We start from the raw sequence: 15,285 nt of genomic DNA on the forward strand, positions 1-15,285 counted from the left end.
GCGGATATGAAAGATCAGCCCTCGCCCTTACGCGAAACCGACGACGACGCCCGCAAGCTCGCCCGCGTGCTTCTGCGCTCCGCCCGGCACGCGGCGATTGCCGTTCTCGACCCCGAGACCGGCTTTCCCTCCGCCAGCCGCGTGCTCGTCGCTACCGATATCGACGGCACGCCGGTCATCCTGGTTTCGCAGCTGTCGGCCCATACCAGGGCGCTCGCCAGAGACCCGCACGCCTCGCTCTTGACCGGCGAGCCCGGCAAGGGCGATCCCCTCGCCTATCCTCGTCTGACGACCCAGTGCCTGGCAGAACCCGTCGAGCGCAGCAATGCATTCTACGAGCGTATCCGCACGCGTTTTCTCGCTCGCCACACCAAGGCGAAGCTTTATATCGACTTTCCTGATTTCCTGTTCTTTCGTCTCAAGCCGGAACAGGCCAGCCTCAATGGCGGTTTCGGCCGCGCCTACCAGCTCGATGGGAATGATCTCGTAATCCAGTCGGCGGCGAATGAGGCGATCGCCACCGAGGCGGCAGAGACAGTGCGAGATTTAGTAGAACGCCATCCCGATATAGCCGAAGCCCTCGCTATCAGGCTAAAGGCGCCAGAATCGGGTCCTTGGCGCATTTGTGGTATCGATTCCTCAGGTTTCGATATGATTTCCGGCGACTTCCTGCTGCGATACGAGTTCGAAACCCTCGCTGTGGATGCCAATCACATTTGTTCAAACATGTCTAAAATAGCATACTCGATACCTTAAATTTAGGTATATACAATCTTCGAGCCTAGTTGGTAGCTTTTGGTGTCAGTCAAAATCCCGGCTGGCGCCCTGCGCCAACACGTTTGATGTACGTTTCGCATTAGGAAGATAACATATGGAAACCTCTGATTTGGCCGATCACACGACCGTGGCGGCAGCTTTATTATCGGCCATGGCCAATCCGAAGAGATTGCTGATCCTGTGTAGCCTCGTGAAGGGCGAAGTGGCCGTCGGCGTGCTTGCGACGCAGGTCGGGCTCAGCCAGTCGGCTCTTTCACAGCACCTGTCGAAACTGCGCGCTCAAAAGCTGGTCAAGACCCGCCGGGACGCACAAACCATCTACTATTCGAGCACCTCAGAGCCGGTCATGAAGATCCTGGCAACGCTCGAAGACATCTACCTCGTGCAGAACAGAAATAGATCCGCCGCTTGATGATAGCGCTGACATGAATGTCGGCCGATGTCCTGCTGAAGGGGATGTTCCCGGAGGCTTGGCAACGATATTTCAGCACCTGAACCTTATGGCGACCGGCAAATCTTCCGATTTGCCGGTCGCGCCTTTGAAAGCCCTGGCCTTTCTGCTCCTTTCACCGGCGGGGAAGGAATTTGCAGCCCGACCGCGCCGAAGCGCTCGCCCCGTGATCGATCGAAGCAGCTTGAGCCTCCTGTGAGGAGAGCTCTGGGACTTTTCCCGTTGACGCCTTGGGAAGCCCTGATAATTTGACCGGGCAGTAAAAATATGGGCGTGAAGCCCCGGGAAAGGGCCGTCGGCGGCCAGGAGAACAGCATGTCCAATCGCCTCAATGCACCGAACGATCTTCGCGCCTTCTGGATGCCGTTTACGGCAAATCGCCAGTTCAAGAAGGAGCCGCGTTTGTTCGTCGGCGCCAAGGACATGTACTATACGACCCATGACGGCCGTCAGGTGCTGGACGGCACGGCTGGCCTCTGGTGCGTCAATGCCGGCCACTGCCGCCCGAAGATCACTGAAGCGATCCGCGAGCAGGCCGGCGAACTCGATTACGCGCCGGCCTTCCAGCTCGGCCATCCCAAGGCCTTCGAACTGGCGAACCGCCTGGTCGACATTGCCCCTGAAGGCCTGAACCACGTTCTCTACACCAACTCCGGTTCCGAATCCGTCGAAACCGCGCTCAAGGTGGCGCTCGCCTATCATCGCGTGAAGGGCAATGGATCACGCTTCCGCCTGATCGGCCGCGAGCGCGGTTATCACGGCGTCAATTTCGGCGGCATCTCCGTCGGCGGCATCGTCACCAACCGCAAGATGTTCGGCACGCTGCTGACCGGCGTCGATCACATGCCGCACACCCACCAGCCCGGCAAGAACAACTTCACCCGCGGCGAGCCCGAGCATGGCGGCGACATCGCCACCGAGCTCGAGCGTATCGTCACCCTGCATGACGCCTCCACCGTCGCCGCCGTCATCGTCGAGCCGGTGGCGGGCTCCACCGGCGTCCTGATCCCGCCGAAGGGCTACCTGCAGAAGCTGCGCGAGATTTGCACCAAACACGGCATCCTTCTGATCTTCGACGAGGTCATCACCGGTTTCGGCCGCCTCGGCGCCCCCTTTGCCGCGCAATATTACGACGTCAAGCCCGACATGATCACCGCCGCCAAGGGACTGACCAACGGCGTCATTCCGATGGGCGCCGTCTTCGTCACCTCCGAGATCCATGATGCCTTCATGAACGGCCCGGAGCACATGATCGAGTTCTTCCACGGCTACACCTATTCCGGCAACCCGATCGCCTCCGCCGCCGCACTCGCCACGCTCGACACCTACAAGGAAGAGGGGCTACTGACACGCGCCGCCGAGCTTTCCGACTACTGGGCCGACGCGCTGCATTCGCTGAAGGACTGCCCCAATGTCATCGACATCAGGAACACCGGCCTGATCGGCGCCATCGAACTCGACCCGATCGCCGGCGAGCCCACCAAGCGCGCCTTCACCGCTTTCCTGAAAGCCTATGAAAGCGGCCTGCTGATCCGCACCACCGGCGATATCATCGCGCTCTCCCCGCCGCTGATCATCGAGAAGCACCACATCGACGAACTCTTCGGCAAGCTGCGGACCATCCTGCAGAACAACATCTGAGAAAGCTCTGAAGACTTCCGGCATCACGGCCTGCGGCGGATCTCCGGCATAATTCCTTAAATCGGGATCGATTTAAGGATAAAATTATGCAGCAATTCAAAGTGTTACAGCGTCCTTTGCGCGTCTGAAAAGACGCGTGGCGCTGTAAATCCACGCAGGCCCTTTGTTGGGAAGACCGATAGGCCTCAGGTCACGGCGGCGACCGAAAGGCAGAGGGCGAATTTCTTCAGGAGCCGGCGATCGAATTGCCCTTCATTGCCAAGCATCCATTTCAGTGCTTGGCTCGCACTCCATGGCGCCTTGTACGGCCGCACGGAGGTCATGGCGTCATAGACGTCGCAAATCGCAGCAAGACGCGCATGGAAGCTGACCTGCGCCTCCGAAAGCCTGCGGGGGTAGCCCTTGCCGTCGATACGCTCGTGATGGTTGAGGCAGACGTCGAGAACGATCTCCGGCATGCCTTCCTGGCGTGACAGGATTGCGTGCCCCTTCTCCGGATGATCGCGGATCATCTTGATCTCGTCCTCGTCCAGGCGCCCTTCCTTGTTGAGTATCTCGAGCGGAATTTCCAGCTTGCCGACGTCGTGCAGCAATCCTGCCGTGCCGAGCATCTGCACGGTCGTCTCGTCAAGTCCGAGATGACGGGCGAAAAGGATCATCAGCGCACTCACCGAAAGCGAATGCAGAAACGTCACTTCGTCCTTGGATTTCAAACGCGTAACGCTCAGAAAGACAGTCGGATTGTCATCCATCGACTTGGAGACCGAGGAAATCACCGGCGCCACCTGATCGAAACCGATCCCATCGCCATGCTGGAGCCGGCCGAAAACGCTTTCCAGGACCTGCACGGATTTCTGGATGGTCTCGCGTGCCGCCTTGGTGTCGATCTCGACATTGCCGCCTGGCAGACCGTCGATGTCGAGGCCCCTGCTGGTGTTGATGACAACACCTTCAATGCCGCTCTTGCGAAGCTTCAGGGCATCGACTTCACGGCGCAGCAAAAATCTTCGCTTGGACAGAAGAGGGTCCTGCCATGCACCCTCGATCGCCTCCACAAACATTCCGTTGCGCACCTGTCTGGCTTCGATACGCTTGAGCATCCAGATCTCTGTTCCTGAAATATCTCTCTGTTTATTATCGACCGCTCTTTTGCATCGCAGCAATATATGCACGAACAATGATTCTACTCTAATTGGTAGAATCAAGTGTTAATCTCGAAATCGAATTCGACTATTCAGAAAGACGAAGAGTTTCACGAAATTCGGCAGGTTCATCGGCACGCGCAGATGCGGGTACAGCACCCTTCAGAGATCTGCAGACGACGCCACGATCGACGATTTTGGATTATTTCGCGCCGGATCGGCTCGATTTTCGTTTCATTTTGTTATCAACTTGCGAAATCTCACCAAAATTCCTAGAAATCTTGCCGTTGCACCCATTCGAGCCAAATATGGCCGGAGGGCGCATCGATCGCGCCGACATCGATCGTCCTTGGCACGGCCTGGGGGCCGTTGAACGATCCGGAAAGTCCGGCGCGGCACCTCATCGCGGGTCGAATGACCCCATCCAAGGAGACAGACAATGACCCTCAAGACATTGACGGCGACCCTCGTCGCGTCGCTCGCCTTTGCGCCGCTTGCCCATGCCGATATCACCATCGGCCTGATCGCGCCGCTGACCGGCCCCGTCGCCGCCTATGGCGACCAGGTGAAGAACGGTGCGCAGACAGCCGTCGACGAGATCAACAAGAAGGGCGGGATTCTGGGCGAGAAGGTCGTCCTCGAACTGGCCGATGATGCCGGCGAACCGAAACAGGGCGTTTCCGCCGCCAACAAGGTCGTCGGCGACGGCATCCGCTTCGTCGTCGGGCCGGTGACATCGGGCGTCGCCATTCCCGTTTCGGACGTGCTTGCTGAAAACGGCGTGCTGATGGTCACCCCGACCGCGACGGCCCCCGACCTGACCAAGCGCGGTCTGACCAACGTGCTGCGCACCTGCGGCCGCGACGACCAGCAGGCCGAAGTCGCCGCCAAATATGTGCTGAAGAATTTCAAGGACAAGCGCGTCGCCATCGTCAACGACAAGGGCGCCTACGGCAAGGGCCTCGCCGACGCCTTCAAGGCGACGCTGAACGCCGGCGGCATCACAGAAGTCGTCAATGACGCGATCACGCCTGGTGACAAGGATTTCAGCGCGCTCACCACCCGCATCAAGTCCGAGAAGGTCGACGTGGTCTATTTCGGCGGCTACCACCCGGAAGGCGGCCTGCTCGCCCGCCAGCTGCATGACCTCGCCGCCAACGCGACGATCATCGGCGGCGACGGACTCTCCAATACCGAATTCTGGGCAATCGGCACGGACGCCGCAGGAGGCACGATCTTCACCAACGCTTCGGACGCCACCAAGAGCCCGGATTCCAAAGCCGCAGCCGATGCGCTCGCCGCCAAGAACATCCCGGCCGAGGCCTTCACGCTGAACGCTTATGCCGCCGTCGAAGTGCTGAAAGCCGGCATCGAGAAGGCCGGCAGCGCCGAGGATGCGGAAGCCGTCGCGACCGCGTTGAAGGACGGCAAGGAGATCCCGACCGCCATCGGCAAGGTCACCTACGGCGAAACCGGCGACCTGACCTCGCAGAGTTTCTCGCTCTACAAGTGGGAGGCCGGCAAGATCGTCGCCGCCGAGTAAAGCATCGCTGACCGTCACCGACCGGGCGCCCCTGTGGCGCCCGGTTTCGTTTTGCGGCACTCGCTTGTCGCGAAAGATCGGCTATAAGTTTCGGAATCGGTTGCAACGTGAGCAATGCCATGACCAGCAAACTCGAGCGTTTCATCGACCAGGGCGTTGGCCGTGTGCCGGCCGATATTGTGCTGAAGGGCGGCTGCTTCTTCGATCTCGTCACCGGCGAACTCGTCCAGTCGGACATTGCGATCGGCGCCGATCGCATCGTCGGCACCTCAGGCAATTATGAGGGCGAAACCGAGATCGATATCTCGGGCAGGATCGTCGTTCCCGGCTTCATCGACACACATCTGCACATCGAATCCTCGCTCGTCACACCGCATGAATTCGATCGCTGCGTTCTGCCCTATGGTGTCACCACCGCCATCTGCGATCCGCACGAAATCGCCAATGTGCTTGGAGCCGCCGGCATCGAATTCTTTCTCGAGTCCGCGCTGGAGACGATCATGGACATCCGCGTCCAGCTCTCCTCCTGCGTTCCGGCGACGCATCTCGAAACCTCCGGTGCCGACCTGCCGATCGAAAGCCTCCTGCCCTACCGCCACCATCCAAAGGTCATTGGCCTTGCCGAATTCATGAATTTCCCCGGCGTCATCCACAAAGACCCTATCTGCATGGCCAAGCTCGACGCCTTCCAGGGCGGCCATATCGACGGTCATGCGCCGCTGCTCTCCGGCAACGACCTCAACGGCTATCTCGCAGCCGGCATCCGCACCGAGCACGAATGCACGACCGCCAGCGAAGCACTGGAAAAGATCCGCAAGGGCGTGCATATCCTCGTACGCGAGGGTTCGGTCTCCAAGGATCTCGCGGCGCTGATGCCCATCATCACCGAGCGGCTTTCACCCTTCCTCGCGCTCTGCACCGACGACCGCAATCCGCTCGATATCGCCGAACAGGGCCATCTCGACCACATGATCCGCACGGCGATCGCAAGCCGCGTCGAGCCCCTGGCGATTTACCGCGCCGCCTCGATTTCGGCCGCCCGCGCCTTCGGCCTCAAAGACCGTGGCCTGGTCGCGCCGGGCTGGCGCGCCGATCTGGTGGTTCTCGACAGCCTGGAAAACTGCCGCGCCGACATGGTCTTCTCGGCCGGTCGCCGCGTCACCGATGCGCTCTTTTCCTCGCGCAGGCCGGTTGCCCCGATCGGCCTCGACAGCGTCAAGGCCCGGCCCGTCAACGCCGCCCATTTCGGCGTCCCGGTCGCCGAGGGCGAGACGCCCGTCATCGGCGTCATACCGGGCAAGATCATCACCGAGCATCGCCGCTATCGCCTGCCCGTCAGGGGCAACGAGGCGGCAGTCGATCTTGCCAACGATATCATCAAGGTCGCCGTCATCGAGCGCCACGGCAAGAACGGCAACCATGCCAACGGCTTCGTCCAGGGTTTTGGCCTGAAGAAGGGTGCGATCGCCTCGACCGTCGGCCATGACAGCCACAATATCTGCGTCGTCGGTGTCAGCGAGGACGACATGGCACGCGCCGCAAATCGACTTAGCGAGATCAAGGGCGGCTTCGTCGTCGTCGAAGACGGCAAAGTCACTGGCGAAATCGCCCTGCCCATCGCCGGCTTGATGAGCCTCGAGCCCTACGAGACGGTCCGCGATACGCTCCACCAGCTGCGCAAAGCCGCCTTCGCGCTCGGCGCCACGCTGGAGGAACCCTTCCTCCAGCTCGCCTTCCTGCCACTGCCGGTCATCCCGCACCTGAAGATATCCGATCGCGGCATGGTTGACGTCGACAAGTTCGCGCTGATCGGGTGACGGAATCCTTGGCAAATTCCGCGGCAGCGCTTATTTTGCGGTAACGTTGGAGCCGATCATGACGAAGCTGGAACAGATTAAAAAAAACGTTACCGAACTCGATAAGTACGAGTTCGAAGCCTTTTCGGCGTGGTTTGAAACCCTTCAAGCCGAACGCTGGGACAGGCAAATGGAAGCAGATGCTGCTGGTGGCAAACTCGATCATCTCGCCGAGAAAGCCTTTGCCGATTTTCGTGCCGGAAAGACCAGACGGCTTTGAAACACCACGCAACTCCTGCCTTCTGGGAGACGTATGACCGCTTGCCTGAACAGATACAGAAGCTGGCTGACGAAAGCTTCGATCTGCTTAAACAGGATCCCAGATATCCCTCCTTGCATTTCAAGTGCGTCGGTCGCTTTTGGTCGGCGCGCGTCGGCACATCCTGGAGAGCTTTAGCTGTCTGGGATGGAAATGACGTCATCTGGTTTTGGATCGGCTCGCACGCGGATTACGAAGCTTTTGAAATAGCCATCAAACCCGCGCACAAAACCCATCCAGCGCCGCAAGCTTCACTGACCCCGCGCCAGCCACTGGCCGGAAGCCCGGCATATCGAACGGTTCCCCGAGCACCATGCCATCGGGCAGGCGGAATTCCGCCGGTTTGCGCGTCAGGTTGAAAACGAAGAGCAGTTTTTCGCCGTTCTTTTCGCGAGTGAAAGCGAGCAGATCCTGGTTGGTGCCGATGAACGCCATGTCGCCGTCGATCAGCGCCGGGTGGCTCTTCCGGAATGCGAGCGTCTTGCGGTAGTGATGCAGCACCGAGCTGTCGCTCGTCTCCTGCGTATCCACGGAAAGCGCCGCCTGCTCGTAAGGCACCGGCAGCCAGCTCTTTTCCGCGGATGTGAAGCCCGCATGCGCCTTGCCGGCTTCCCAGGGCATCGGTGTGCGGCATCCATCGCGGCCCTTGAAGGCCGGCCAGAAGCGGATGCCGTAGGGGTCGCGCAGATCCTCGAAGGCGAGCTCGGCTTCCGGCAGGCCGAGTTCCTCGCCTTGATAGAGGCAGATCGAGCCACGCAGCGCCGCAAGCACCGAGATCGCCAGCTTGGCGATGACAGGCCGCTCTTCCTCCGTCCGCGCGAAACGGCTGACGTGGCGCATGACGTCGTGATTGGAAAAAGCCCAGCAGACCCAGCCGTCCGTGACTGCTTTCTGGAAGGCCTCGACGCAGCCGCGAATATGCTCGGCGGTGAAATCCGGCCCGAGCAGGTCGAATGTGTAGCACATGTGCAGCTTGTCGCCGCCGCTCGTATAGGCGCCAACCGTCTTCAGCGAACGCGCGCCATCGCCAACTTCGCCGACGGTCGTGCGATCCTCGTACTGGTTGAGCAGCGCCCGGAAGCGCTTGAGGAAATCGACATTTTCCGGCTGCGTCTTGTCGTAGAGGTGGTTCTGCATGCCGTAGGGGTTGCTGTCGGGGGCATCGAGGCCTGCATCATCCTCATCAGGCTCGTGCGGCGGATTGCTCCTGAGCAGCTTGTCGCAGAAATAATAATTGACCGTGTCCAGCCGGAAGCCGTCGACGCCGCGGTCGAGCCAGAACTTCACCGTCTCGAGGACCGCTTCCTGCACGGCCTTGCTGTGGAAGTTGAGGTCCGGCTGCGAGGTCAGGAAATTGTGCTGGTAATATTGCCGGCGCACGCCATCCCATTCCCAGCCCGGCCCGCCGAAGATCGACAACCAGTTGTTCGGGGCCGTGCCGTCAGGCTTCGGATCGGCCCAGACATACCAGTCCGCCTTGGGATTGGTCCGGCTCGATCGGCTCTCGACGAACCAGGGATGCCGGTCGGAAGTGTGCGAGATCACCTGGTCGATGACGACCTTGATGCCGAGCTTGTGCGCTTCGCCCATCATCTCGTCGAAATCGGCCAGCGTCCCGAAGATCGGATCGACGTCGCAATAATCGGAAACGTCGTAGCCCATGTCGGCCATCGGCGACTTGAAGAAAGGCGAGAGCCAGATCGCGTCGACGCCGAGGCTGGCAATATGCGGCAGCCGGCGGGTGATTCCCCTGAGATCGCCGAGACCATCGCTGTTGGTGTCCTGAAACGAGCGCGGATAGACCTGATAGATCACCGCGCCACGCCACCAATCCGCACTCCCGCCTGCCTGCAATGCCATCGGCTACATCTCCTGCCTCGTTTGCGCTCGTCACACTAAAGCGGACGAAACAAAAGACAACCATGTGAAGCGGTTATGAAGGCGTTGCGAAACGCCGCGACGCATCGTCGCGATCCGACAAGGAGGAGACGTATATAGGCTTGTCCACAACCCGGCTCCACCCTCCGGATTTGGGGTTGCAACGCAAAGCCTTTGCGATAATGTGCGCGCTGACCTGCACGTAAGAGGTCAAACACCGGGAACAAATGTCTAATAAAGGCGAAAAGCCTAGAAAGGTGGACCCACCATGAACCATTTCGCGAAAAAATTTCTCGCATCTGCAATGCTTGGCACATTGCTGGCGTTTTCGGCCCATGCGGCCACGCTCAACATTCACAATGGTGGCGACCCGCAGTCGCTCGATCCGCAGAAGCTTTCCGGCGACTGGGAGAACCGTATCGCCGGCGACATTTTCGAGGGCCTTGTCACCGAGGACGCCAAGGATAATCCGATCCCCGGCCAGGCTGAAAGCTGGACGATTTCGCCTGATGGCAAGGTCTACACCTTCAAGCTTCGCGACGGCATCAAGTGGTCCGATGGCCAGCCGGTAACGGCAGGAGACTTCGTCTTCGCCTTCCAGCGCCTCGTCGACCCGAAGAATGCCGCCGATTATGCCTATCTGCAGTTCACCATCAAGAACGCCGAAAAGATCAACAAGGGCGAGATCACCGATCTCAACCAGCTCGGCGTCAAGGCGATCGACGACAAGACGCTCGAAATCACCCTCGAAAACTCCACCCCTTATTTCCTCAATGCCTTGATGCATTACACCGCCTATCCGCTGCCGAAGCATGTCGTCGAGGCGAAGGGACAGGATTGGGTCAAGATCGGCAACATCGTCACTAACGGCCCCTACAAGCCGGTGGAATGGGTTCCGGGCTCGCATGTCACCACCGTCAAGAACGACCAGTGGTACGACACCAAGGACCTGAAGATCGATGGCGCAAAGTTCTTCGTGCTCGAGGATCAGGAAGCCGCGCTGAAGCGCTACCGCGCCGGCGAGTTCGACATCCTCACCGACTTCCCGACCGACCAGTACGAGTGGATGAAGAAGAACCTGCCGGGCCAGGCGCATGTCGCCCCCTTCTCCGGCCTCTACTATTACGTCGTAAATTCACAGAAGCCACCCTTCAGCGACAAGCGCGTCCGCCAGGCGCTCTCCATGGCGATCAACCGTGAAGTGATCGGCCCGCAGATCCTCGGCACCGGCGAACTGCCGGCCTATTCCTGGGTTCCGCCGGGCACGGCGAATTACGGCGAGCCGGCCTATGTCAGCTGGAAGGACCTGCCCTATAGCGAGAAGGTCGCCGAAGCCAAGAAGCTTCTGACCGAAGCCGGTTTCGGCCCGGACAAGCCGCTGCACGCTGTCCTCAGCTACAACACCAACGACAATCACAAACGCATCGCCGTCGCCATCGCTTCCATGTGGAAGCCGCTCGGCGTCGATGTCGAGCTCGTCAATGCCGAAACCAAGGTGCATTACGACCAGATGCAGCGTGGCCAGGTTGAAATCGGCCGCGCCGGCTGGCTCGCCGACTACAACGACCCTGATAATTTCCTGAACCTCTTGGTGACAGGCGTGCAGATGAACTACGGCCGCTGGTCCAATCCCGAGTACGACAAGATGATCAAGGAAGGCAACGCCGAGACGGATCTCACCAAGCGTGCCGCGATCTTCAAGAAGGCCGAGCAGCTGGCGCTCGATGAATCCGCCGCTCTGCCGATCTACTACTACGTCTCGAAGAATGTCGTTTCGCCGAAGATCGAAGGCTTCGTCGACAACATCCAAGACATCCACCGCACCCGCTGGCTGTCGATGAAAGAGTAAGGGAAAACGGTCCTTTCCGCGCATTGCGGAAAGGACCGGCCCACGATCATGATCAAATACGCACTCCGTCGCCTGCTATCGACGATCCCCGTTCTGTGGATCGCCGTCACAGCCTGCTTTTTTGTTTTGCGCCTTGCCCCCGGCGGCCCTTTCGATGGCGAAAGGCCATTGCCGCCGGTGATCCTGAAGAACCTTGCGATCCACTACAATCTCGACAAGCCGCTCATCCAGCAGTACCTGATCTATGTCGGTGACCTGCTCCGGGGCGATCTCGGCCCTTCCTTCGCCAGCGAGGATTTCACCGTCGCCCAGCAGATCATGATCGGTCTGCCCTACACTTTCACCATCGGTACGGCTGCCTTCCTGATTGCCATCATCGTCGGCGTCGCCGTCGGCTGTCTTGGGGCGCTTTATCAGAACAAGGCGCCGGATTATATTCTGGGCGCGCTCATTCTGATCGGCGTCGTACTGCCGAACTTCCTGATCGCGCCCATCCTGCAGCTCGTCTTCGGCATCCATCTCGCGTGGTTTCCGGTCGGCGGCTGGGGCGATGGCTCGATCAAATACCTCATCCTGCCGATCGTCGTGCTGGCGCTGCCGCATGCCGGCCGTATCTCGCGCATCACACGCGGCTCGATGATCGAGGTAATGAACCAGAACTTCATCCGCACCGCCAAGGCCAAGGGCATAGGCCCGCGGCTGACGGTCATGCGCCACGCGCTGAAGCCCGCTTTGATGCCTGTCGTCTCCTATCTGGGTCCGGCGGCAAGCTACCTTCTCACCGGCTCGCTGGTTGTCGAGAGCATCTTCGGATTGCCCGGCATCGGCCGCTATTTCGTCAACGCAGCGCTGAACCGCGATTACGGCATGGTTCTCGGCACGGTCATTTTCTACATGGTGCTCATCGTGTTCCTGAATCTTCTCGTCGATATCGCCTATGCGTGGCTCGATCCGAAAGTGAGAAACCGATGATCCTAAACCCCGCAAAACGCGAGCTGCTCGCCCAGGAGCTTCTGGAGGCGGAAGGCCTTGCTCCCCAAAGCCGCTCGCTCACCAAGGATGCCTTGCGCCGCCTTGGGCGCAACAAGGCCGCCGTCCTGTCGATCGTCGTCCTGACGGTACTGATCCTCGCCGCCTTCCTCGGCCCCTGGTTCATTCCCTTCAACTATGAGGATCCGGATTGGGCAGCCTTCCGCATACCGCCCTCGATCGAGACCGGCCACTATTTCGGCACCGATCCGAACGGCCGCGACCTTCTCGCCCGCGTCCTTTACGGCACCCGCGTCTCGCTTGCCGTGGCGCTGACGGCGACCGTCGTCTCCGTCTTCATCGGCGTGCTCTACGGCGCAGTATCGGGCTATATCGGCGGCAGGCTGGATGCGATCATGATGCGCTTCGTCGACATCATGTATGCGCTTCCCTATATCCTCTTCGTCATCCTGCTGATGGTGATCTTCGGCCGCAACGTCTATCTGCTGTTTGCTGCCATCGGCGCGCTGGAATGGCTGACCATGGCCCGCATCGTGCGCGGCCAGACTCTGTCGATCAAGCATCGCGAATTCCTCGAAGCGGCCCGCGCATCCGGGCAGCGGCCGTTCAAGATCATCATCAAGCACATCATCCCGAACCTCGTCGGACCCGTGGTCATCTTCGCAGCGTTGACGGTGCCTGAAATCATCGCCACCGAAAGCTTCCTCTCCTATCTCGGCTTCGGCGTGCAGGAGCCGCTGACCTCGCTCGGCACGCTGATCGCCGAGGGAACCGATGCCATGGAAAGCATGCCGTGGCTGCTGGTCTTCCCGGCAAGCTTCCTCGTGGCCCTGTTGCTCAGCCTGCTCTTCATCGGCGACGGCCTGCGCGACGCGTTCGACCCGAAGGATCGCTAAGAATGTCCCACGAAACACAAAAAGACACCCTTCTCGAACTCAAAGACTACTCGATCACCTTCAAAACGCCGGATGGAGAGGTGAAGGCGGTCTCTAACATGAACCTGACGGTCAAGCGCGGCGAACGCATCGCCATCGTTGGCGAGTCCGGTTCCGGCAAGAGCCAGACCTTCCTCGGTATCATGGGCCTGCTCGCCAAGAACGGCAAAACGACGGGACAGGCGCTGCTCGAAGGCAAGGACGTGCTTTCGCTGAAGCCGCGCGAGCTCGACCAGATCCGCGGCAAGGACATGGCCATGGTCTTCCAGGACCCGATGACCGCCCTCAATCCCTCGCTGAAGATCTCCCGGCAACTGACGGAACAGCTCGAGGTGCACGGCGGGCTGACGGCACGCGCCGCATCCGCCGCCGCGCTCGACATGCTCAAACGCGTCGGCATCCCCGACCCGACGCGGCGCTTCCATCTCTACCCCCACGAGCTTTCCGGCGGCATGCGCCAGCGCATCGTCATCGCCATGGCGCTGCTCACCCGGCCGAAACTGTTGATCGCCGACGAACCGACGACGGCACTCGACGTCACCATCCAGGCGCAGATCCTCGATCTTTTCAATGATCTGACGGCGGAGATGAACACGGCGCTGATCATGATCACCCACGATCTCGGCGTCGTCGCCGGCCTCGCCGACCGTGTCGCCGTCATGTATGCCGGCCGCATCGTCGAGGAGGCGCCGGTCGATGAGCTCTTCGACAATCCGGCCCATCCCTATACCGCAGCGCTGCATGCCTCGATCCCGCGGCCGGACCAGGATGTCGACGACCTCGTCGTCATCCCTGGGCGTCCGCCGAACCTGCAGCACCTGCCGAAGGGCTGCAATTTCTCGCCGCGCTGTTCCCAGGTCCAGGACGATTGCATCGACCGCCCGCCATTGCTCGAAGTGCTGGCGCTGCATCACTGCGCCGCATGCTACCACCCCTTCCCGCGTCGCGAGGAACTGCTGAACCATGGCTGAACGATCGCTTCTGAGGGTCGAGAACCTGACGACCCAATTCGAACTGCCGGCAAAAGGCCTCTTTAAGGCGCCGATCTTCCTCACCGCCGTCAACAATGTCAGCTTCGACCTCAGCGAAGGCCGCACGCTCGGCATCGTCGGCGAATCCGGCTGCGGCAAGTCGACGCTCGGCCGCTCTATCCTGCGGCTGTTGAAATCGCAGAAGGGCCGCATCCTCTGGCAGGGCCGCAACCTGCTCGACCTGTCGGATGAGGAAATGCGCGCCGCCCGCCGCGACATGCAGATCATCTTCCAGGATCCGATCGCCTCGCTCGATCCGCGCATGACGGTCGGCGACATCATCGCCGAGCCGCTCACCGTCTTCGAGCCTAAGCTATCGAGGGCCGAGCGCACCGAACGCGTCCGCGAGATCATGACCGCCGTCGGCCTGGTGCCGGAGATGATCAACCGCTATCCGCACGAATTCTCCGGCGGCCAGGCGCAACGCATCGGCATTGCCCGCGCGGTCATCACCAAGCCGAAGCTCATCATCTGCGACGAGCCGGTTTCGGCCCTCGACGTCTCGATCCAGGGCCAGGTGATCACGCTTCTGCGCAAGCTGCGCAAGGAATTCGGCCTGACGCTGATCTTCATCAGCCACGACCTCTCCGTCGTGCGCCTGATCTCCGACGATGTGCTGGTGCTCTATCTCGGCAGGGTGGTGGAAGCAGGCGATTGCGCCACCGTCTTCGATCATCCCGCCCATCCCTATACGCAGGCGCTCTTTTCCGCCGCGCCGATCCCGGATCCGAAGCTTGCGCGCCTGCGCACCCGCATTCGCCTGCAGGGTGACCCGCCTTCGCCGCTTAACCCGCCGAAAGGCTGCGTCTTCTCACCGCGCTGCTGGAAGGCGACCGACATCTGTCGCACCGAAATGCCGCCGACCGAGGAGGTCCGCCCCGGCCAGAAGGCTGCCTGTTATCATATGGACAGGCCATGAGCGGAACGAAGGCC

At 60.6% G+C, this 15,285-nt stretch carries 13 protein-coding genes and 1 pseudogene; 12 read left to right on the top strand and 2 right to left on the bottom strand.

Going from position 1 to position 15,285, the window contains the following annotated elements; translation table 11 throughout:
• Window positions 1–6: 6 nt before the first annotated feature.
• The 3 genes from RL_RS18205 (at window position 7) to RL_RS18215 (ending at window position 2,869) form a co-directional block, all read left to right on the top strand.
• A complete protein-coding gene (locus RL_RS18205) occupies window positions 7–756 on the top strand; it encodes a HugZ family protein (protein ID WP_011653009.1) in 750 nt (249 codons plus the stop codon).
• Window positions 757–871: 115 nt separating this feature from the next.
• On the top strand, window positions 872–1,189 hold the full coding sequence (locus tag RL_RS18210) for an ArsR/SmtB family transcription factor (protein WP_003541857.1): 318 nt from the start codon (window positions 872–874) through the stop codon (window positions 1,187–1,189).
• A 354-nt stretch (window positions 1,190–1,543) separates the two neighbouring features.
• The gene (locus RL_RS18215; RefSeq protein WP_018243099.1) at window positions 1,544–2,869 is read left to right on the top strand and encodes an aspartate aminotransferase family protein; all 1,326 of its coding nucleotides are present in this window, start codon (window positions 1,544–1,546) and stop codon (window positions 2,867–2,869) included.
• 185 nt (window positions 2,870–3,054) lie between these two features.
• Here the strand turns inward: RL_RS18215 and RL_RS18220 are convergent, their stop codons facing one another.
• Complete coding sequence (locus RL_RS18220) at window positions 3,055–3,969, bottom strand: HD-GYP domain-containing protein (protein ID WP_011653011.1); 915 nt, start codon at window positions 3,967–3,969, stop codon at window positions 3,055–3,057.
• A gap of 481 nt (window positions 3,970–4,450) precedes the next feature.
• Here RL_RS18220 and RL_RS18225 point away from each other — a divergent pair, with 481 nt between their 5' ends.
• The 4 genes and pseudogenes from RL_RS18225 to RL_RS40605 form a co-directional block, all read left to right on the top strand.
• A complete protein-coding gene (locus RL_RS18225) occupies window positions 4,451–5,554 on the top strand; it encodes a branched-chain amino acid ABC transporter substrate-binding protein (RefSeq protein WP_011653012.1) in 1,104 nt (367 codons plus the stop codon).
• Window positions 5,555–5,673: 119 nt separating this feature from the next.
• A complete protein-coding gene (gene ade / locus RL_RS18230; protein WP_028740768.1) occupies window positions 5,674–7,371 on the top strand; it encodes an adenine deaminase in 1,698 nt (565 codons plus the stop codon).
• Between the two features lie 58 nt (window positions 7,372–7,429).
• Entirely contained in the window at window positions 7,430–7,630 is a 201-nt protein-coding gene (locus RL_RS18235) for a hypothetical protein (protein WP_041936417.1), read from the top strand.
• Window positions 7,627–7,866, top strand: a pseudogene (locus RL_RS40605) (type II toxin-antitoxin system RelE/ParE family toxin); the annotation flags it as partial. The gene RL_RS18235 and the pseudogene RL_RS40605, both read left to right, overlap by 4 nt.
• A gap of 16 nt (window positions 7,867–7,882) precedes the next feature.
• Here the strand turns inward: RL_RS40605 and RL_RS18240 are convergent.
• The gene (locus RL_RS18240; RefSeq protein WP_011653014.1) at window positions 7,883–9,529 is read right to left on the bottom strand and encodes an alpha-glucosidase family protein; all 1,647 of its coding nucleotides are present in this window, start codon (window positions 9,527–9,529) and stop codon (window positions 7,883–7,885) included.
• A gap of 286 nt (window positions 9,530–9,815) precedes the next feature.
• Between RL_RS18240 and RL_RS18245 the strand changes: the two genes are divergently transcribed.
• The 5 genes from RL_RS18245 to RL_RS18265 are packed head-to-tail and all read left to right on the top strand — an operon-like array spanning window position 9,816 to window position 15,271.
• On the top strand, window positions 9,816–11,396 hold the full coding sequence (locus tag RL_RS18245) for a peptide ABC transporter substrate-binding protein (RefSeq protein ID WP_011653015.1): 1,581 nt from the start codon (window positions 9,816–9,818) through the stop codon (window positions 11,394–11,396).
• 48 nt (window positions 11,397–11,444) lie between these two features.
• Window positions 11,445–12,368, top strand: coding sequence for an ABC transporter permease subunit (locus RL_RS18250; RefSeq protein WP_003541883.1), 924 nt, complete (start codon window positions 11,445–11,447; stop codon window positions 12,366–12,368).
• Window positions 12,365–13,282: an ABC transporter permease gene (locus RL_RS18255; RefSeq protein ID WP_011653016.1), complete on the top strand. Its 918-nt coding sequence runs from the start codon at window positions 12,365–12,367 to the stop codon at window positions 13,280–13,282. The genes RL_RS18250 and RL_RS18255 overlap by 4 nt, the downstream gene beginning before the upstream one ends.
• A gap of 2 nt (window positions 13,283–13,284) precedes the next feature.
• Window positions 13,285–14,292: an ABC transporter ATP-binding protein gene (locus tag RL_RS18260; RefSeq protein ID WP_011653017.1), complete on the top strand. Its 1,008-nt coding sequence runs from the start codon at window positions 13,285–13,287 to the stop codon at window positions 14,290–14,292.
• Window positions 14,285–15,271 (top strand): ABC transporter ATP-binding protein, encoded by a 987-nt coding sequence (locus RL_RS18265; protein WP_011653018.1) that lies wholly within the window; start codon window positions 14,285–14,287, stop codon window positions 15,269–15,271. Before RL_RS18260 ends, RL_RS18265 begins: the two co-directional genes overlap by 8 nt.
• Window positions 15,272–15,285: the final 14 nt, after the last annotated feature.

This window comes from Rhizobium johnstonii 3841 (assembly GCF_000009265.1).
GTDB lineage: Bacteria > Pseudomonadota > Alphaproteobacteria > Rhizobiales > Rhizobiaceae > Rhizobium > Rhizobium acaciae.